Origin of the sequence: Streptomyces sp. LN549, from assembly GCF_043203805.1 — a bacterium.
Taxonomy (GTDB): Bacteria; Actinomycetota; Actinomycetes; order Streptomycetales; family Streptomycetaceae; genus Streptomyces.
This window is the reverse complement of the sequence record NZ_JAZHRI010000002.1, coordinates 431,308-449,275: the sequence shown is the minus strand read 5'-3', so window position 1 is coordinate 449,275 and position 17,968 is coordinate 431,308. Positions and strand designations below refer to the sequence as shown.

General features: G+C 70.3%; 16 protein-coding genes. 9 read left to right on the top strand and 7 right to left on the bottom strand.

Annotation, left to right across the window (positions count from 1 at the left end; all coding sequences use genetic code 11):
* Positions 1 to 9 precede the first annotated feature (9 nt).
* Positions 10 to 1,347: a glutaminase A gene (gene glsA / locus SH922_RS02115; protein WP_393053948.1), complete on the top strand. Its 1,338-nt coding sequence runs from the start codon at positions 10 to 12 to the stop codon at positions 1,345 to 1,347.
* A gap of 6 nt (positions 1,348 to 1,353) precedes the next feature.
* Here the strand turns inward: glsA and SH922_RS02110 are convergent, their stop codons facing one another.
* The 4 genes from SH922_RS02110 to SH922_RS02095 form a co-directional block, all read right to left on the bottom strand.
* Complete coding sequence (locus SH922_RS02110) at positions 1,354 to 3,162, bottom strand: SLC13 family permease (RefSeq protein ID WP_393053945.1); 1,809 nt, start codon at positions 3,160 to 3,162, stop codon at positions 1,354 to 1,356.
* 5 nt (positions 3,163 to 3,167) lie between these two features.
* Positions 3,168 to 4,826, bottom strand: a complete 1,659-nt coding sequence (locus SH922_RS02105) for an AbgT family transporter (protein ID WP_393053942.1) — start codon at positions 4,824 to 4,826, stop codon at positions 3,168 to 3,170.
* Between the two features lies 1 nt (position 4,827).
* Entirely contained in the window at positions 4,828 to 6,339 is a 1,512-nt protein-coding gene (locus SH922_RS02100) for a leucyl aminopeptidase (RefSeq protein ID WP_393053940.1), read from the bottom strand.
* 122 nt (positions 6,340 to 6,461) lie between these two features.
* Positions 6,462 to 7,286 (bottom strand): endonuclease I family protein, encoded by an 825-nt coding sequence (locus SH922_RS02095; RefSeq protein WP_393053938.1) that lies wholly within the window; start codon positions 7,284 to 7,286, stop codon positions 6,462 to 6,464.
* 252 nt (positions 7,287 to 7,538) lie between these two features.
* Here SH922_RS02095 and SH922_RS02090 point away from each other — a divergent pair, with 252 nt between their 5' ends.
* The 7 genes from SH922_RS02090 (at position 7,539) to SH922_RS02060 (ending at position 12,966) form a co-directional block, all read left to right on the top strand.
* Positions 7,539 to 7,736, top strand: a complete 198-nt coding sequence (locus SH922_RS02090) for a hypothetical protein (protein WP_393053935.1) — start codon at positions 7,539 to 7,541, stop codon at positions 7,734 to 7,736.
* Positions 7,737 to 7,885: 149 nt separating this feature from the next.
* Positions 7,886 to 9,043, top strand: coding sequence for a methyltransferase (locus SH922_RS02085; RefSeq protein ID WP_393053933.1), 1,158 nt, complete (start codon positions 7,886 to 7,888; stop codon positions 9,041 to 9,043).
* A 104-nt stretch (positions 9,044 to 9,147) separates the two neighbouring features.
* Positions 9,148 to 10,326, top strand: coding sequence for an acyl-CoA dehydrogenase family protein (locus SH922_RS02080; protein WP_393053930.1), 1,179 nt, complete (start codon positions 9,148 to 9,150; stop codon positions 10,324 to 10,326).
* Positions 10,327 to 10,400: 74 nt separating this feature from the next.
* On the top strand, positions 10,401 to 10,859 hold the full coding sequence (locus tag SH922_RS02075; RefSeq protein WP_393053927.1) for a MarR family winged helix-turn-helix transcriptional regulator: 459 nt from the start codon (positions 10,401 to 10,403) through the stop codon (positions 10,857 to 10,859).
* Between the two features lie 26 nt (positions 10,860 to 10,885).
* Entirely contained in the window at positions 10,886 to 12,340 is a 1,455-nt protein-coding gene (locus SH922_RS02070) for an MFS transporter (RefSeq protein ID WP_393053924.1), read from the top strand.
* Between the two features lie 112 nt (positions 12,341 to 12,452).
* The gene (locus SH922_RS02065) at positions 12,453 to 12,746 is read left to right on the top strand and encodes a DUF1330 domain-containing protein (protein ID WP_393053922.1); all 294 of its coding nucleotides are present in this window, start codon (positions 12,453 to 12,455) and stop codon (positions 12,744 to 12,746) included.
* Positions 12,747 to 12,843: 97 nt separating this feature from the next.
* Positions 12,844 to 12,966, top strand: a complete 123-nt coding sequence (locus SH922_RS02060) for a hypothetical protein (protein ID WP_393053919.1) — start codon at positions 12,844 to 12,846, stop codon at positions 12,964 to 12,966.
* 68 nt (positions 12,967 to 13,034) lie between these two features.
* Here the strand turns inward: SH922_RS02060 and SH922_RS02055 are convergent, their stop codons facing one another.
* Together SH922_RS02055 and SH922_RS02050 are read right to left on the bottom strand one after the other, a co-directional pair.
* Complete coding sequence (locus SH922_RS02055) at positions 13,035 to 14,294, bottom strand: MFS transporter (RefSeq protein ID WP_393053916.1); 1,260 nt, start codon at positions 14,292 to 14,294, stop codon at positions 13,035 to 13,037.
* Positions 14,295 to 14,368: 74 nt separating this feature from the next.
* Complete coding sequence (locus SH922_RS02050) at positions 14,369 to 15,793, bottom strand: alkyl sulfatase dimerization domain-containing protein (protein ID WP_393053913.1); 1,425 nt, start codon at positions 15,791 to 15,793, stop codon at positions 14,369 to 14,371.
* Between the two features lie 170 nt (positions 15,794 to 15,963).
* Between SH922_RS02050 and SH922_RS02045 the strand changes: the two genes are divergently transcribed.
* Positions 15,964 to 17,256 (top strand): helix-turn-helix domain-containing protein, encoded by a 1,293-nt coding sequence (locus tag SH922_RS02045; protein ID WP_393053910.1) that lies wholly within the window; start codon positions 15,964 to 15,966, stop codon positions 17,254 to 17,256.
* 27 nt (positions 17,257 to 17,283) lie between these two features.
* On the opposite strand, the gene SH922_RS02040 is transcribed toward SH922_RS02045, so the two are convergent.
* The gene (locus SH922_RS02040) at positions 17,284 to 17,925 is read right to left on the bottom strand and encodes a TetR/AcrR family transcriptional regulator (RefSeq protein ID WP_393053907.1); all 642 of its coding nucleotides are present in this window, start codon (positions 17,923 to 17,925) and stop codon (positions 17,284 to 17,286) included.
* Positions 17,926 to 17,968: the final 43 nt, after the last annotated feature.

The following is a 17,968-nucleotide window of genomic DNA, read 5'->3' as shown; positions in this document are numbered from 1 at the left end:
GGGACCACGGTGAGCGCCGCCACCGGTGCGGTCACGGACGCACTGCGAGAGCTGCACATCAGGTACGCCGGCGTCGACGACGGCGAACTCGCCGACTACATTCCGCAACTGGCGCTCGCCGACCCGGGCGCCTTCGGGCTGGCCCTGATCAGCATGGACGGTCACCGGTACAGCACGGGCGATGCCGACGTGCCGTTCACCGTCCAGTCCGTGTCGAAGCCGTTCGTCTACGCCCTGGCCCTGTCGCTCCTCGGCCTCGACGAGGTGTCCCGCTGGGTGAACGCCGAACCCAGCGGTGAGGGGTTCAACGCCATCAGCCTGGAACGCGGCACCGGCCGCCCGGCCAACGCCATGGTCAACGCGGGCGCCATCGTCACCACCGCCCTGATCCCCGACACTTCCGACGCACCGAGGTTCGGACGCATCCTCGACTGCCTGAGCCGGTTCGCCGGCCGGAGGCTCGACGTCGACGAGGAGGTGTACGCATCCGAGGCGGCCACCGGGGACCGCAATCGCGCCCTCGCCTATCTCATCCGCAGCACCGGGCCCCTGCCGGTGGACCCGGTGGCGGCGGTGGAGACGTACTTCCGCCAGTGCGCGGTACGGGTCACGGCCCTGGATCTCGCCGCCATGGCGGCGACCCTGGCGCACGGCGGCGTCAATCCGCTCACCGGGGACAGAGTGGTGCCCGAGCCCGTCGCCGCCCAGGTGCTCGCCGTGATGGCGACCTGCGGCATGTACGACGCCTCGGGCGCCTGGCTGCTCAGAGTGGGGCTGCCGGCCAAGAGCGGGGTGTCCGGCGGTGTGATCGCCGCAGGGCCCGCACGGTTCGGACTGGCGACGTACAGCCCGCTGCTCGACCCGACCGGCACCTCCGTGCGGGGACACCTGGCGATCGGGACACTCTCGCAGCGGCTCGGCCTGCATCTCATGCACAACCCGGCACTGGCGGGCTCCACCGTCACTCTGGTCACGACCGCCGACGACCTGCCGACCGCTCCGGCGGGCGAGCGGGAGCGCGCCCGCCGTGAACGGGTGGCGGTCGTCGCAGCCCAGGGCGCTCTGGACTTCACCGCGGCGGAACGCGTGCTGTACGCGCTCGACGAGGCGGAGCCCGGACGATCCGTCGCCGTGGTGCTCGACCTGCTGCGGGTGACGGACATCGACACCGTGGCCCGGGCGATGCTGCGCAGCGGACTGGCCCGGCTCACCGCTGACGGCAGGCGTACCGCCGTGGCCGACCCGGACGGCCGCCTGCGGGAGCCGGGCGACGAGGCCGGGGCCCCGCGCTGCTTCGCCTCCCGCGAGGAGGCCGTGGCCTGGTGCACGGAGACGGCCGCCGGCTGAGCCGCCCTACAGGGGCCAGACCAGCGGCACGACGAGCAGGGCCACCGCCATGAACCAGAGCAGCACGGGCAGCCCGAACTTCCAGTAGTCGCCGAAGCGGTAGCCGCCCGGTCCCATCACCATCAGGTTGGCGGGGGTCGCCACCGGGGTGAGCAGCGCGGCCGCCGCGGCGACGGCTACACACATCAGCACCGGCCGGACGGAGATCCCGACATCGGCCGCCGCGGAGACGGCGATCGGGATCACGATCAGCGCGGTCGCCATGTTGCTGATCAGCTGACCGAGCACCGCGGTCACCAGGAAGAGCCCGGCGAGCAGCAGATAGCCGTTGCCGCCCGCAGCCGAGACCACGAGGTCGGCGATGTGGCCGGCGGCGCCCGACTGCTGAATGGCCGCCGACATCGGGAACATGCCGCCCGCGATGACGAGCGTGGTCCAGGCGACGCCGTCGTACGCGTCCGCCATCGACAGCACCCGCATCAGGATCATGGCGCCACCTGCGAGCAGGGCCGCCACCGCGGGCGGTACCGCGCCGGACGCGAGCAGCCCCACCATCGCGACGAGCGCGAGGATGGCGCGCCGTCCGTCCGCGCCCAGCGTCGGCACCTGGCGCCGCATCTCCGCGGGTGAGTCGACCACCAGCACGTCCGGGGACAGCTCGGTGCGGCGCTTCAGCGCCTGCCACGGACCGCGCAGCAGCAGGGTGTCCCCGGCGGCGAGCACGCAGGGTTCCGGCCCGAGGTCGTGCCCCTTGCGCTGGACGGCCAGGATGACGAGGTCGCCGCTGTCGGTCGCCATCCCGGGGAAGACCTCCGCGCCGATGAGTGCGGAGCGCGGGCTGATCACCGTCTCAGCCACGCCCAGTTCCTGGTCGACCAGGGCCCCGACCAGGTACGGGCGGACGGGACCGGCCAGCGGTTGCAGCCCGAACCGATCGCCGAACTCCTCGACGGCTTCCGGCGGACCGTGCACGATCAGCACGTCGTCGGCCCGCAGTGGCACACTGCCGCGGGGTGAGCCGGACGCGGCGACCACACCGACGATGGTCAGCTTCGGCGGCGCGGCCACCGCCAGCGCGTCGGCCGTACTGCCGAGCGCCGTTGCCCCCGGTGGCACCAGCAGCCGGACCGCGTCCTGTTCCAGACCGTAGTGAGTGACCATCGTCCGTGCGTGCCTGCTGAGGTCCGGCGGCAGGCTGCTGGGAGTACGGCTGGGCAGCAGCCGGTCGCCGAACAGGACGGCGACGGCGACCGTGCCCGCCACCAGTGGCAGCCCGACGAGGGCGAAGGAGAAGAATCCGAAACCGTCGGCGCCCGCGTCGGCCGCAGCCTCCGAGACGAGCACATTGATCGGGGTTCCCGTGAGGACCAGCAGCGATCCCGCGTGAGCGGCGAACGCCAGCGGCATCACCAGACGGGACGGCGGCAGCTTGCTCCGTACCGCGAGCATCACCACCATCGGCAACAGTGCCGCGACCGCCCCGTTGACCGTGATCAGGGCGGCGATGGCGGCGGCCAGCACCATCGTGAGCACCAGCAGCCGCCGGGACCCGCTCCCTGCCCGGGCCGCCAACTGCTGCCCGGCCCAGGTGGTGACCCCGGCGGCTGTCAGCCCCGTACTGACGACGAACAGACCGGCGATGAACAGGACGACGGGGTCACCGAATCCGGAGAAGACCTGCTCGGCCGAGATGACCCCGGTCGCGTACAGCACGATCGCCGAGCCGAGCGCGACGACCTCGACGGGCAGCCGGTTCCAGACGAAGAGAACGATCACCACGCCCAGCACCGTCAGGGACAGGGTGGCATCACTCATGCCTGTCAGGTCTCCACCGGTGCGCCGGGCCCCAGAGGGATGCCGAGCAGGTACCACGCGATGAAGAACAGGATCCAGGCGACGGCGACGATCAGGGTGTACGGCAGCATCAGGGACACCACCGTGCCCATGCCGGCCTCCTTCTTGTACTTCTGCACCAGCAGCACGATGAACGGCAGGTACACCATGAGCGGGGTGACGACGTTGACGGGGGAGTCACCGACCCGGTAAGCGGCGAGAACCGTCTGCGGTGCCACGTCGAGCCGGATGAACAGCGGCACGAACACCGGGGCGAAGATGGCCCACTTGGGGATCACACCCGGGATGATGATGTCGAGAATGAGCGTCACGACGATCAGCCCGACCAGCAGCCACAGCGCCCCGACGTTCGCGCTCTCCAGCGCGTCGGACATCTTCACGGCCGCGACGGTCGCCATGTTGCTGTAATTGAAGTACGAGATGAACTGGGCGATGATCAGCAGCAGGAAGATCAGCCCGCCGAGGCCGGAGAACGTCTTGGTGATGGCCTCCATCGCGGCGGCGCTGCCCCGCAGGGTCCTGGCGCCGTAGCCGTAGCAGAGACCGGCCACCAGGAAGATCAGCATGATGATGAAGATCAGGCTGTCCATGAACGGCGAGTCGTCGAAGACGCTGCCGGTGTCGGGGTTGCGCAGGGGCGCGTTCGGCAGCGCGGTCAGCAGCACGATCAGCAGGGCCACCGCGAAGAAACCCAGTGCGGCGAACCGCAGCCCCCTGGCCTCGCCCTCCGGGCCCCCGTCGGTCTCCTGTGTGTGCTCCTGCTCCACCGTGCCCTCGAACTTCCCGAGCCGGGGTTCGATGATCTTGTCGGAGACGAAGGTGATCACCAGCGCGAGGAAGATCGACGAGCCGATCCCGAAGTAGAGGTTGGCCGTGAGGTCGATCGAGAGATCGGGATCGACCAGTTGGATGGCCTCGTTGGTGACCTCGGTGACGATGCCGTCGGTCGGCGTGATGAGGAAGTTGACGCCGAAGGTGGCACCGACACCGGCGAAGGCGGCGGCGAGTCCGGCCAGCGGATGCCGGCCCACACTCATGAACGCCACCGCGCCCAGCGGGATCAGCACCAGATAGCCGGCGTCCGACGCGATGCTGGAGATGATGCCGAGCAGCACGATGATGAAGGTCAGCGCACCCGCGGGGGCCACCTTCACCAGCTTGCGGATCAGCGCGCCGATCAGGCCCGCCTCCTCGGCGAGACCGACGCCGACCATGGCGACGAGGATGACCGCGACGACACCGAAGTTGTTGAAGTTGTCGACGGCCGACGTGAAGATGAACCGGATTCCGTCACCCGTCAGCAGGGATTCGATGCCCGTCGTCTCGGTCTTGACGCCGTAGTCGTGGACGTAGAGCTCGGACGGCGGGTACTCGATCGACGGTTCGCTCGTCCCGCCGTTGTAGGTCTCCTCCGCAACGATCGGTTCCGGGACGGTGGTCTCGTAGGTGACGGAGACGTCCAGGGCGGACAGGATCGCCGAGAGGACGATGACCAGACCGCACAGGACGAGGAAGATGACGGCCGGGTGCGGGACCTTGTTGCCGATGCGCTCGATGAAGTCGAGGACGCGCTGCGAGCGGGTCCGCTCGTCGGCGGCGGCATCGTTGCCGGAGACAGTGCTCATGTCAGCTGCTCCTCACCGGGCGGAAGTTGAGCGCCAGCTCGGTGAGCAGTCGCGCGCCGAAGCCGGTGCAGCCACGGGGCCGCCAGGAGGCCGCCTTGTCGTTCTGGGCCGGACCGGCGATGTCGATGTGGGCCCAGGGGACACCGGCCACGAAGTCCTCCAGGAAGAGCGCCGCGTGGATGGCCGCGCCGTTGGGGCCGCCCATGTTCTTGATGTCGGCGACGTCCGAGTCGAGTTCGGCGCGGTAGCGGCGGGCCAGCGGCAGTTGCCAGGCGGGCTCGCCGGTGTCGCGGGCAGCCGCGAGGACCTGGGTGACCAGCGGCTGGTCGTTGCCGAAGACACCGGCGATCTCGGCGCCCAGGGCCCGCAGGCAGGCTCCCGTCAGAGTGGCGATGTCGACGATGGCGTCGGTGGGCTCCTCGGTGGCGAGCACCAGCGCGTCAGCCATCACGAGACGGCCCTCGGCATCGGTGTTGAGCACCTCCACCGTGGTGCCTCCGCGGATGGACAGTACGTCCCCGAGCTTCGTCGCCGTGCCGGACGGCATGTTGTCCGTGCACATCAGATACGCGGTGACCGCCGTCGGGCAGGCCAGCGCCGGCAGAGCGGTCATCGCGGCCAGGATCGCGCCCGCACCCGACATGTCGTTCTTCATCGTCGCGTGGACCGCGTCGCTCGGCTTGAGGCTGATGCCGCCGGAGTCGTACATGATGCCCTTGCCGACCAGCGTCAGACGCGCGGCGTCGGGGTCCGCGGGGGTGTAGCTCAGCTTGATCATGCGGGGCGGCTCGGTGCTGCCCGCGTTGACGCCGAGGAGTCCGCCGCAGCCCAGTTCGGTGAGCGCCTCCTTGTCGAAGACCTCGATCCGGAATCCGGACTCGGCGGCCAGCCGGGCCGCGCACTCGGCCATCCCGACAGCGGTCAGCATGTTGGGCGGGGCGTTGGCCAGATCCCGGGCGAGCGCAGTGGCCCGGGCATAGACCACGCCGCGCTCCGCTCCCTGCCGCGCAGCTTCGACGGACGCGTCGTCCACCAGCAGCGTCAGGGAACCGACAGGCGTCACGGAGGGTGTGGCCTTGAGCGGTTCGTACCCGTACCGGGCGAGCAGGACCCCCTCGACGGCGGCCTGTGCCGCTGCCTCCGGCGTCAGCAGCGGGCTCTCGGGCAGCACCAGTTCAAGCCGCGCGGGGTGTGCGGCATGGGCGAACGCCGCCACCGCGTCGCGCAGCGTGGACGCGTCGAGCGCGCCGGGGTCGCCGATTCCGTACAGGACCACGGGAGAGCCGGAAGCGTCGGTGCAGACCAGGGTCTGGCCCACCGCTCCGGTCATTCCGACGGCCTGCGCCGCCTGCGTGCCGAAGGTCACGTCGTCGGGCAGTTCGCCCGACGACGTGACCGGGATACCGGTCGGAATCCCGGTGCCGGCCTGTGGCGGGGCCGACCGCGCTGTCACCTCGATGTCGGGGTGTCGGCTCCGTGACGGGATGGGAGACGGCAAGGCGGAAGGACTCATCTGAAAACACGCTCCCCGACGCAGTAGGCAAGACGTTGCGCAGTAAATCACCCGTTCTGGGGCAACTGCTCAGTTCTGCCCGGAGTGTCGCTTTTTTGGGGAGGTGTGTCAGAGGGGCCCGTTCACCAGATGGCTTCCACCCACTCGGGGTGGTCGATGAACGGGTTCCGGTTGTGCTGGTACTGGTCGAATATGACGTCGTTGCGCCGCTGCTCGAAGGTGTCCGGCGGGTCCTGCTCGCTCCACGTCTTCAGCACGGAGAGCCGGCCGATGTTCGGCGCGGAGCCGTTCGACACGCTGTCGTTGGGTTCGAGGTCGGCGAAGGAGTCGTCGCCCTCGTAGCGCACCGCCATGTAGAGGATCATGCGGGCCACGTCGCCCTTGACCTCGTCGCGCGGCTCGAAGGAGTCGCTGTCGGTGTAGTTGCCGGGTGCCTCGCTCAGCTCGGTGCCGCCGTTGTCGAAGTCCTTGTTGCCGCGGGTGGAGTTGACCGAGACGTCTTCCGGGCGCAGGTGGTGGATGTCGGTGCCCGGGCCGGTCGCCGTGCCGAAGTCGCCGTGGGACTTGGCCCAGACGTGCTCGCGGTTCCACTGGTCGACGTTGCCGCCGTTGTCGCTCTTGGGCTCGGAGCGCCCGGTGTACAGAAGGATCACGTTCGAGGAGTTGGCCGGGTCCTCGTCGGTGTCCTTGAGTGCGTCCCAGACCTGGCTGTAGGTGAGCTTGGACTGGTCGCTGATGATCGTGTGCAGGGCGGCCTTGAGTGCGGTGCCGGTCTTGCCGGTCGCGTCCTGGTAGTACGTGTCGTCCAGTGCGCCGAGCGGGGTGACGGATTCCGTCGGTGCCGGTGGTGTCGCGGCGGGCGCGGCGGCCGCGGTGCCCGCGAGCACCGCGAAGGCGGCGAGCGTGGCCAGCAGCGGGCGTCGGCAGGAGTGGTGACGACGGGACATGTGGGGTGTCCTCTCCGGAAATACGGGCACCGCAGCGCCGTCGCAGGGTGGGGAGCGGCTCCGCGGTGGTCGTGTTACTAGGTGGTCAGCGGGAGCCTTCCACACGCACCGTGACCGAGGTGTGAACACTGCGTACCTATCATGTGCAGGTCAAGTGAGGGTCGGGGCCGGGCTGCCACGGGCGTACCGCGGGGTCTCGGATGCGCCGCCGTCGGAGCGGGGCGAGAATTGCCGCAAGGACGAGGAGGCGGCATGAGCGACGAGCCCGAATCCATATCCGTGCGGGGCGTGACCCCCGACAGCCTTCTGCACACAGGTGCCACCGACAATCCGTCTGCGGAGGACGTGGTGCTTGCCTCCGGGCGGGACCTGACACCCCGGAATCTCGAGTGGGCGGAGCGCCGGCTGGCCAGGGAGGGCCGGGCGGCCATCGACAAGCAGCTGCCGTAGTCACCGCGGCCGGGCGCACCGGGCCACCGGCATCCGGCGGTGGCCCGGTGTGCCCGACCGCAGGGCGGCCGTGTGGCGCCGCGGTGCGGGGGCACGGGGGCCGCAGATTGTGCGGGCGTACGGCGCTGCTCGGTTAGCCTGAACGCAATATGAACCGTTTGACGACGTCAGGGGCTGGTTACGACCTCGCCCGATTCCCCGAGAACCCCCGCGACCCTTTCCAGGCCTGGGACGCGGCCGACGAATACCTGCTCCGGCACCTGGAGGGGGGCGAAGGAGCCGAGCCGGTCGTCCTCGCCGGACGCGTCGTGATCGTCGGCGACCGCTGGGGCGCGCTGAGTACGGCGCTGGCCGCGCACCGCCCCGCGCAGATCACCGACTCCTACCTCGCGCAGCGGGCGACGGCGGCGAATCTGGAGCGCAACGGCGCCGACCCCGATGCCGTACACCTGCTGTCCGCCCGAGACACGCCGCCGGACCGTATCGACGTCCTGCTCGTCCGCGTGCCCAAGAGCCTCGCGTTCCTCGAGGATCAGCTGCACCGGCTCGCCCCCGCCGTCCACGCCGGCACCGTCGTCATCGGCGCCGGCATGGTGAAGGAGATCCACACCTCCACCCTCAAACTGTTCGAGCGGATCATCGGCCCCACCCGCACCTCGCTCGCGGTCAAGAAGGCCCGGCTCATCCACTGCACGCCGGACCCCTCCCTGGCCCGCACCCCCAGCCCCTGGCCGCACCGCTACGAGGTGCCCGACGACGTCGGAACGGTCGCCGGCCGCACCGTCGTCAACCACGCAGGGATCTTCTGCGCGGAGCGGCTCGACATCGGCACCCGCTTCTTCCTGAAGCACCTGCCGGTGCGCAGTGGCCCCGACCGGGTCGTCGACCTCGGCTGCGGCAACGGGGTCCTCGGCCTGGCCGCCGCACTCGCCAACCCCGAGGCCGAACTCACCTTCGTCGACGAGTCCTACCAGGCCCTCGCCTCGGCCGAGGCGACCTTCCGGGCCAACGCGGGGCCGGACGCCGAAGCCCGCTTCGTGGTCGGCGACGGGCTGGCCGGCGCCGAGCCCGGTGGCGCGGACCTGGTCCTCAACAACCCGCCGTTCCACTCGCACCAGGCCACCACGGACGCGACCGCCCGGAACATGTTCCACGGGGCTCGCACCGCTCTGCGCCAGGGCGGCGAACTGTGGGTGGTGGGCAACCGGCACCTGGGCTACCACACCCAGTTGCGCCGGATCTTCGGAAACTGCACCACAGTGGCCGGCGACCCCAAATTCGTCGTGCTGCGCGCCGTCAAGCGCTGAGCGGCACGCCCCGGGTGTCCGCGCCCCTTCCGGATTCTTGCAACACGTTCTACTGTGTGCGCCGCCGCACAAGGGCGACGCGAAGCGAGACTCCTGGAGGGGCCGTGCACCTCGAATACACGCCTGAACAGCAGCAGTTGCGCGCCGAACTGCATACGTACTTCGCCGCCCTGGTCCCCGACAACGCCTACGCGCGCTACGCCGACCCCGCCGCGCAGAAGCGCTTCTACCGGGAGACGATCAGACGTCTGGGCGCCGACGGCTGGCTCGGCGTCGGCTGGCCCAAGGAGTACGGGGGGCGCGGTCTTTCGCCCATGGAACAGTTCATCTTCTTCGACGAGGCGGCGCAGGCGGGCGTCCCGCTGCCGCTGATGGCCCTCAACACCGTCGGCCCGACGATCATGCAGTTCGGCACCGACGAGCAGAAGGCCTACTTCCTGCCGAAGGTCCTTGCCGGGGAGATCGACTTCGCGATCGGCTACAGCGAACCCGACGCGGGCACCGACCTCGCCGCCCTCAAGACCCGGGCGGTGCGAGACGGCGACACGTACGTCGTCAACGGGCAGAAGATCTGGACGACCAACGGCGACACCGCGGACTGGGTCTGGCTCGCCGCCCGTACCGATCCGGACGCCCCGCCCCACAAAGGGATCACCATGCTCCTTGTCCCTACCTCCGACCCCGGCTACTCCTGCACCCTCATCAACACCCTTGCCTCGCACGACACCACGGCCAGCTACTACGAGAACATCCGTGTTCCCGTCTCCCGCCGGGTCGGCGAGGAGAACAAGGGCTGGCGGCTCATCACCAACCAGCTGAACCACGAACGCGTCACCCTCGCCGCTCACGGCACCATGGCCATCCGCGCCCTGCACAACGTCCGCCGCTGGGCCGCCGACACCCGCCTCGCCGACGGCCGCCGCGTGATCGACCTCGGCTGGGTCCGCGCCCGTCTCGCCCGCACGCACACCCGGCTCGACGCGATGAAGCTCCTGAACTGGCAGATGGTGTCCGCCGTGCAGCACGCCACCCTCACCCCGCAGGATGCCTCCGCCGTCAAGGTCTACGGCTCCGAGGCGCGCCGCGACGCCTACGCCTGGCTCATGGAGGTCGTCGGCTCGGCGGGCCCGCTCAAGGAGGGCTCGGCGGGGGCCGTCCTGCACGGCGAGCTCGAACGCGGATACCGGTCCGCCGTCATCTTCACCTTCGGTGGCGGCAACAACGAGATCCAGCGGGAGATCATCTCGTGGATCGGGCTCGGGATGCCGCGTGTACGCCGCTGAGTCCCTGTCAGGTATCGCCGAACCCCGATCCGGAGATGCATAAAGGATTCATATAAAACTGCTATGCTTCTGGCATGAGTCGCCGAGACGCCGCGCACGGCGCTTCCGATGCCATCGGGTCAGCTCTCTACGGTCTGGCCACCACGGCCGTGAGACGCCTTCCCCGCGACATGAGCCTGACGTCCGCCGCCACCTTGGCCACCCTGGACAAGACCGGCCCGCGACGGATCACCGATCTGGCGGTGGCCGAGGGCGTCACCCAGCCCGCGATGACCGTCCTGGTCCGGGTGATGGAGGAATCCGGGCTGGTCGAGCGGAAGGGCGATCCGTCCGACAAGCGGGTCACGCTGGTGTGCCTGACCGAGGCCGGCGCGTCGTACGTCCGGACGCGACGCCGGGCGGGCGTCGACGCGTACGCGCGGTTGATCGACGAACTCACCGGTGACGAGGTCGAGGCCTTGGCAGCAGCCCTTCCGGCGCTGCTGCATCTGGCGGAGCTCGAAAGCCACGCCCGAGAGGGGTCGGACCGGTGACCGCGGCCCAGGCTCATGACCAGCCCATGAGCACTGCCCTGAGACGTTCCGAGGCACGTCTGCTGGTCCCCGCCCTGATGTTCATCGCCCTGGTCGTGGCGGCGGTCGCCAGCCTCGGGACGCCGCTCATCACCAGCGTGGCGACCACGTTCCACGTCTCCCTCGACAGCGCTCAGTGGACGCTGACCATCGCCCTGCTCAGCGGCGCCGTCGCCACACCCGTCCTCGGCCGGCTCGGAGCCGGTCCGCACCGGCGGGCCACGATTCTCGCCACGCTGGCGATCGTCGTCGTCGGCAGCGCGCTCACCGTGCTGCCGCTGCCGTTCGCCTGGCTGCTCGTGGGCAGAGCGGCCCAAGGCGTCGGACTCGGTCTCACGGCGCTGCTGATGGGCGTGGCCCGTGACCATCTTCCCGAGGAGCGCAGCGCGGCCACGATCGCCCTGATCTCAGTGGTCTCCATCATCGGAGCCGGCGTCGGCTACCCGCTGGCCGCGCTGCTCGCCGAGTTCGGCGGACTGCGGGCCGCCTACGGCCTCGGTCTGCTCGTCACCGCCATCGCCTTCGTGACCGCGTGGCGCTCCATGCCCGCAGCTCCCGAAGGCCGCTCCGCTCACGTGAACGTGGCCGGTGCCCTCGTCCTGGCGGGTGGACTGCTCCTCGTCCTGTTCCTGGCCGGCGAGAGGAGCCTGTGGAGCCGACACCTCGCCGTGGCGGTGACCCTTGCCGTCGCCGCCGTACTCCTGCTCTGCGTCTGGACCGTTTCCGAACTGCGAACCAAGACGCCCCTGGTCGACGTCCGAGCGGTACGGCACCCGGCGGTCGCCGGGGCGAACATCGTCATGTTCGTCGGCGGGAGCGGCATGTACCTCCTGCTCACGCTCATCACCCGCTACGCGCAGACGCCGCACAGCGCCGGCTACGGCTTCGGACTGACCACCTTCGTGGCGGGGCTGGTCCTCATCCCGTTCTCCGTGCTGGGGTTCGTCGCCGGCAAGCTCACGCCGCGGGTCCGCGAACGAATCGACGGCCCCCTCCTCCTGGCCGGCAGCGCCGCCATCGTCGGCGGCGGGTTCGTCCTGTTCGCCACCGCCCGGTCCAACCTGGCCGAACTGCTCGCGGCCATGGGCGTGCTGGGCTTCGGCGTCGGCAGCTTCTCGGCAGCCATGCCCGGCGTCATCCTGGCCGTCACCCCCAAGGGCGAGACGTCGAGCGCCATGAGCTTCAACTACGTCGTCCGCAGCGTCGGGTACTCCCTGGGCAGCGCCATCGGCGGTCTGGTCCTGGCCGCCGGCACCGCCACGGGCCGCCTCTTCCCGAACGACGACGCCTACACGACCGCGGCGATGGTCGGCGTCGCCGCGATGGCGATCACGACGATGGCCAGTCTCGCCCTCGCCCGCCGACGCTCACCCGAGACCAATCCGATCACAACCCCAGTCGGTGTGCCGGGCCCGGGCCGGTCGAGTCGAACCGGAAGCTGAGGATCGAAGCCGTCCCACTTCGACGCCGTCTCCGTCGGCTCGCTGACCCACAGCGCGCCGGCCATGGATCTGAGCATGCTTCTGATCATCAATTCCGAACACAGGAGGTACCGTGGTCAAGGGCTACTGGGTCAGCGTCTACCGCACCGTCGCAGACCCTGAGAGGCTTGCTGCCTACGACAAGCTGGCCGGTCCAGCCGTCAGGGCCGCGGGCGGGCGGCTGCTCTCCCGCGGCAGCCGGGTCGTCGCACACGACGCCGGAATCGCCGAGCGCACCGTCCTGATCGAGTTCGACAGCTTCGAACAGGCGGTCGCCGCACGCGCGAGTGCGGCCTACCAGGAGGCGCTGGCCGTACTTGCTGACGGCGTCGAGCGCGACTTCCGCATCATCGAAGGCCTCGACTGACGATCGAGGCCGACGCCTCGGCGACGAACACGAAGCCGACTGCGGGGATCACCCCGGCTCGTCAGCGCGCCGCACCGTCGCGAACAGCGTCAGGTCAGTGCCATCGGCGGTGGTCGGCGTGCCGCCGGACGGCGAGACGGACGGCGACCCAGCTGTCCTGGGCCAGCTCTTCCCGGTCGTCACCGAGCCCGGCAGAGCGGTCACTGTGTTCACTCCCTGACATCCAGCCCCGGCTGGATCGTCCGCGCGCCCCGCTGTCATCTCTCGCGAGCGGCACGACACGCCCTCTCAGTGGCTGACAGGCACCCCGGTGCCCGGGGACTCAGGTACGCCGAGGCGCAGGGCGTCTCGTTCAGGCCGCATGAACAGGGCCGCCAGGATGCCGGTGACCAGCAACAGGGCCGCAGTGGCGAGCCAGCCCTTCTCGTAGCCGGACGTGGCCGACTCCGCGCTGTCCACGATCCAGCCGAGGAGCAGCGGCGACACGATGCCGCCCAGGGCGAAGACCGCCACCAGCGCGCCGAGTACGACGCCGCGCTGGGAGGGCGGCGTGATGCGGGCGATAGCCGTCTGCGCGACAGTGATCATCACGAGGGCGACCGCCGTCGGGCCGAGCATCATCAGGACCTTGATCCATAGCGCGTCGACGGTGGCGAACACGGCCACCGCACCCGCCGAGGCCACCAGCAGCAGACCGGCACCGGCGCCGGCCGGCAGCCTTCCTCCGGTGCCGCGCAGGGCGGCCCGGCGGGCCAGCAGCCCGTGCGCCAGCAGGACCACGCCGTTGGCCACAGCACCCCCGCCCACCGCGGCGCTGGCCTGCCCGAGGTCCCAGCCCACCACCGTCCGGAGATAGTCCGGCAGCCAGGTGAGCTTTGCGCTCATCACCCAGTAGGCCGCGAACGCGCCCAGTGCCGCCGTGATGAATGTGCCGGAAAGGAACACGGCGCGCAGCGCTACCTCCGGGGACCCGGCTCCGCCGTCCGCGATGCGTGCGCTAAGGCCCACGGGCGGGGCCAGCGGCCCCTCTTTGCCTTTCACCCTCCACGCCGCTGCCCACAGCAGTCCCGCGATGCCCGCCGCCCCGAAGGCCCAGCGCCAGCCGAAGTGGGAGATCACCGCCCCGAGGGTGGGCGCCGCCACCGCGACCCCCGCCGCGGCGCCCACCATGAGGATTGCCGTGGGCAGGGTGCGTTCCCGCTGCTCGAACCAGCCGTGCACATGGTGGACCGCCACGGGCGCCGCGGGCCCCTCGGCGATGCCGAGCAGCACCCTCGTAACGATCAGTGTCCCGAAGCCCGCCGCACCCCAGAGCATCGGCAGCTGGGTGGCCGACCACAGCAGGCCCATCACCAGGAGCAGCACCGATGTGCGCACCTTGCGGGTCAGGAACGAAACGCCCAGTGCGGACAGTGAGAAGAGACTGAAGAACGCGGCCTGGGCCGTGCCGAACTCCTGGCGGCTGAGACCGAATTCCTTCATGATCTCCGGTCCGGCGAGTCCCAGGACGGCCTTGTCGGCGAAGTTCACCAGCATGAATGCCAGCAAGAGCCAGGTGGTCGTCCATGCCTGCCGGCCGCCGGCCGGTGGGCCTGTCGGCCCTGTACGCCCCGTCGCGGCAGTTACTGCTCCCACGGGCGCACCCCTTGCTGTGCGCTGTCGTCCATGGGCGCGCCGCATCCGCAGCTGTCGTCGTCGACGACGCCCACGCTGATGGCTCCTGCGGCCCGTCGCCGCCCCTCGTCACTGCGCGTCAGTTCGGTGGCGACGTCCGTGCCCGCCGCCACGGCGGCAGATTCCGCGGCCGCCCAGTTGAAGACGCCGCGCGCCATCGTCGAGGTCTCGCGCTCGGCCCGGCGGGCGAAGACCTCGGCCCGGATCCGGGCGACTTCGCGGTCGGCCGGTGCGGCCAGCGCGGCGGTCTCGGCCAGGTGCGCCGCCAGACGCAGTTCCCCGCGGCCGAGCAACTGCTCCGCCCGGTCCGCCAGCGTTCGCGCACCGCCGGCCGCGTCGGCGAGTTCGGCGGCCAGCGCGGTTTCGGGGGCGGGCTTGAGGTTCGCCGGGTTCTGGTCGTACCAGCCGCCCCACAGCCGCCACAGGTTCCGTACGACGAACTCCGGCTCGTCGTACGCCGGGTGAAGATACGGCTTCTCCAGGAGGCCAGGCGGAACCTGCACACCGTGCAGCACCTCGTCGAGACGCGCGCCGGCGTTCATCAGGTCGCGCGTCTGGTTGCACAGGGACTCGAGCAGCTCGGCCGTGTCGCCGAGGGCCTGCTGGATCCGTTCGGAGCCGAGGATCGGCACGCCGTGCCCGGGGAGCAGCACCTCCGCTCCGAGGTCCTGCATGTCGCGCAGCGCCTGCGCCCACTCGACCGGGTAGCGCTGCACCTTCTGCGGGTTGCCGGCGTTGGGCGAGTTCCAGATGAACAGATCGCCCGTGCACAGGGTCCGTAGCTCCGGGATCCACACATACGTGTGGTCGTCCGTCTCCCCGCGGGCGTGCACCAGCTCGAAGGTCAGCTCTCCCCGGCGCACGGCCAGCCGGTCGCGGTAGGTCGTGTCCGGGTAGCGGTACTCCGTCGGCCACTCCAGGGAGGGCACGCCGAACTGCCGCCGGTTGATCCACGTGTTGTAACCGGCCGTCTCCCGGTAGCGGTCGAAGCGCGCCGCCACCGCCTCGTGCGCGACGACCTCGGGGCGCCCCGTACCGGCGTCGGCGGCCTCCCTGTCGAAGGGCCCCACACCGAAGACGTGATCCACATGGCCATGGGTGTACACGATCGCGCTCACCGGAGCCGGCGAGTAGCTGCGCACCGACTCGTGCAGCTGGGACGCGGTACGGAAGTCGCCCGAGTCGACCAGCACCAAGCCGTCCCCGGTGTCGAACACCGCGACATTCGCGAAGGCCGGGAAGAACCCGGTCCGATCGCCGACGTGCACAAGACCGCCGTCGGCGAACTGCCCGGTGAAGTGGGCCAGCAGCGACTCCTCCCCGGACCAGACCCGGTCCGCGTACCCGATGTAGCTGGAATTGTCTTCCGTCATAATGTCCGGCTCCTCGTGCGTCACACTGGGGACCATCGCTCTGCCCGCTGCGGTGGCCCGCTGATGTCCGTAGAGTCTGCGTCGGAGCCCGACCGGGAGACACCCTCCGCCCTCACAGTCGAAGCCGACGTACTCTGTGATGTGTCACAACCTCAGGGAGGGGCTGCCCGGTGCCGAACAATCTGCCGCCCGAAGGTCACGGCGCGCATCCGGCACTGTCACCGGCCGCTCAGGCGCTCGCCGCCCGGTGCGAGAGCCGCGTCAACGAGCTCGCCCGCCACATGGCCCGCGAGACCTTCGAACGGTTGCCCGGATACGCCGAGCTCCCCGCCGATGTGAAGGACGTGGAGATCGCCGCGACGGTCCGCAACGGGCTGCGCCTCTTCCTGCGCCGCGTACGCGACACCCAGGGCCGCGCGGGGGACTACAGCCTCTTCCGCGAACGCGCCGCCCAGCGCGCCGACGAAGGCATGCCCCTGCACACGCTTCTGCGCAGCCACTCCACGGGCGTCTACGTCCTGTGGCAAGCGCTCAGGGACGAGGCCGCCGACGGAGAGGAAGGCGCGCTCATCGAACTCGTCGACTTCCTCCTGCGCGGCCACGAAGCCATCATCGGGGCCGTGGCCGAGACCTACCTCGATGAGCAGGCCGCACTCTTCGCCGAACGCCGCGAGCACCACCGCTCCCTGGTACGCGGGCTGCTGGACGGCTCCTTGCCTCCCGCCCGTGCCTTCGAGGAGCTGGGCCTCGAAGGCCGCTCTCTCGTCATTCACCTGCATGTCGCACAGGAGCAGGGCACGGCGGCATCGGACGTCGCAGGCCGCCGCCAGGTCCGCCGCGTCCAGACCGCTCTCGACCGTTCACTCGGCACCGAGGCGGTGTCGTTGCTCGGCGTCGGCGGAGGTCACGTGATCGCGCCGCAGCGGGCCGACGACGTCGACGGCGTCCGTACCTGCGAGGAGCTGTCCACCCGGCTCCGGCAGGTCTGCGGGGGCAACGTCCGGCTGGCCGCGGTCACGGCCGCCACTCCCCAGGACGTACCGGCTGCCGCCCGCACCGCCACCGACATCGTCCGGGTCGCCCGCGCCTGCGGACGACCCGCCGGCCTGCACCGCATGGACGACGTCCTGCTGGAGTACCACCTCTCCCGCCGCGACGAGAGCAGCGACCGCATCGCCGCCCTCCTCGACCCTGTCGGCGACCGGCCCGACCTCATCGAGACCTTGCGCGTCCACCTCGAACACCGGCACGACCGGCGCAGCACCGCACGCCATCTCGGGCTGCACCCCAACACCGTGGACAACCGACTGGCCAGAATCACCGAACTCACCGGCCTCGACATCGCCTCCGCGCGCGGAAGCGCCCTGGCACTGGCCGCCCTGCTGCTGCGTGGCAACGTGCCCGGGGGGACCGGCGTCTCTCATCCAGATCAAACAGACGATGGCGCACGGCGGAGGCCGTAGCAGCCGCCTCGGTGTCAACAGCCCCTGCTACCGACGTTCCTGTCCGTCTTCCCTGCCGACTGCCGGTGGTTGCCCCTCGAATCCGTTCGCCCAGTACCGTCCCCTCAGCGACAGGTCGAGAAGCATCTCGGTGACCGCCTCGGGTGACAGCGGGCGCGGGTCGGTCTCCAGCCACCACTGGAGTACGGAGATCTGCTCGCCGACCCAGGCGCGGGCGAGCACCTCGACGTCGATGCGGGGTGTCACTCCAAAGTGCTCGGCGCGGGCAGTGAACACCGCGGCCGCCGCCTGTGTCCGCGCCTCCACGAGCCGGCGCAGCGCCCGGCCGTCGCCCTCACCGCGCAGCACGACCCGGTAGGCGTCTCGCTCTTCGTCGGCGTGGCGGAACATCTCCAGGACCGGTTTGCCGGTGAATCCCTGCGCGTCGGCGGGCACGAGTGGCCGGAGCCGACGGTCCAGCTCCTCCTGGAGATCGGCCACGACTTGGCCGAGCAGGTCGTCCTTGTCCGTGAAATGGCTGTAGAACGTCGCGCGTCCCAGGTCGGCTCGCTCGGTGATGTCCTCGACCTTGACGTCCGCGTAGCCCCGTTCCAGGACCAGTGACACCAGCGCGTCTCTGAGCAGACGCCGGCTGCGTCGTACGCGGCGGTCCCCCACCTCTGGCGACATCGGCCCTCCTCACAGTCTTGATCGAACTGCAGGTTACACCCCC

Excerpts from the sequence above, each read along its gene's own strand:
- SH922_RS02105 (WP_393053942.1), bottom strand. The coding sequence starts at position 4,826 with ATGAGCACTGTCTCCGGCAACGATGCCGCCGCCGACGAGCGGACCCGC.
- SH922_RS02050 (WP_393053913.1), bottom strand. The coding sequence starts at position 15,793 with ATGACGGAAGACAATTCCAGCTACATCGGGTACGCGGACCGGGTCTGG.
- SH922_RS02040 (WP_393053907.1), bottom strand. The coding sequence starts at position 17,925 with ATGTCGCCAGAGGTGGGGGACCGCCGCGTACGACGCAGCCGGCGTCTG.
- SH922_RS02090 (WP_393053935.1), top strand. The coding sequence starts at position 7,539 with ATGAGCGACGAGCCCGAATCCATATCCGTGCGGGGCGTGACCCCCGAC.
- SH922_RS02095 (WP_393053938.1), bottom strand. The coding sequence starts at position 7,286 with ATGTCCCGTCGTCACCACTCCTGCCGACGCCCGCTGCTGGCCACGCTC.
- SH922_RS02075 (WP_393053927.1), top strand. The coding sequence starts at position 10,401 with ATGAGTCGCCGAGACGCCGCGCACGGCGCTTCCGATGCCATCGGGTCA.
- SH922_RS02110 (WP_393053945.1), bottom strand. The coding sequence starts at position 3,162 with ATGAGTGATGCCACCCTGTCCCTGACGGTGCTGGGCGTGGTGATCGTT.
- SH922_RS02070 (WP_393053924.1), top strand. The coding sequence starts at position 10,886 with ATGAGCACTGCCCTGAGACGTTCCGAGGCACGTCTGCTGGTCCCCGCC.
- SH922_RS02085 (WP_393053933.1), top strand. The coding sequence starts at position 7,886 with ATGAACCGTTTGACGACGTCAGGGGCTGGTTACGACCTCGCCCGATTC.
- SH922_RS02100 (WP_393053940.1), bottom strand. The coding sequence starts at position 6,339 with ATGAGTCCTTCCGCCTTGCCGTCTCCCATCCCGTCACGGAGCCGACAC.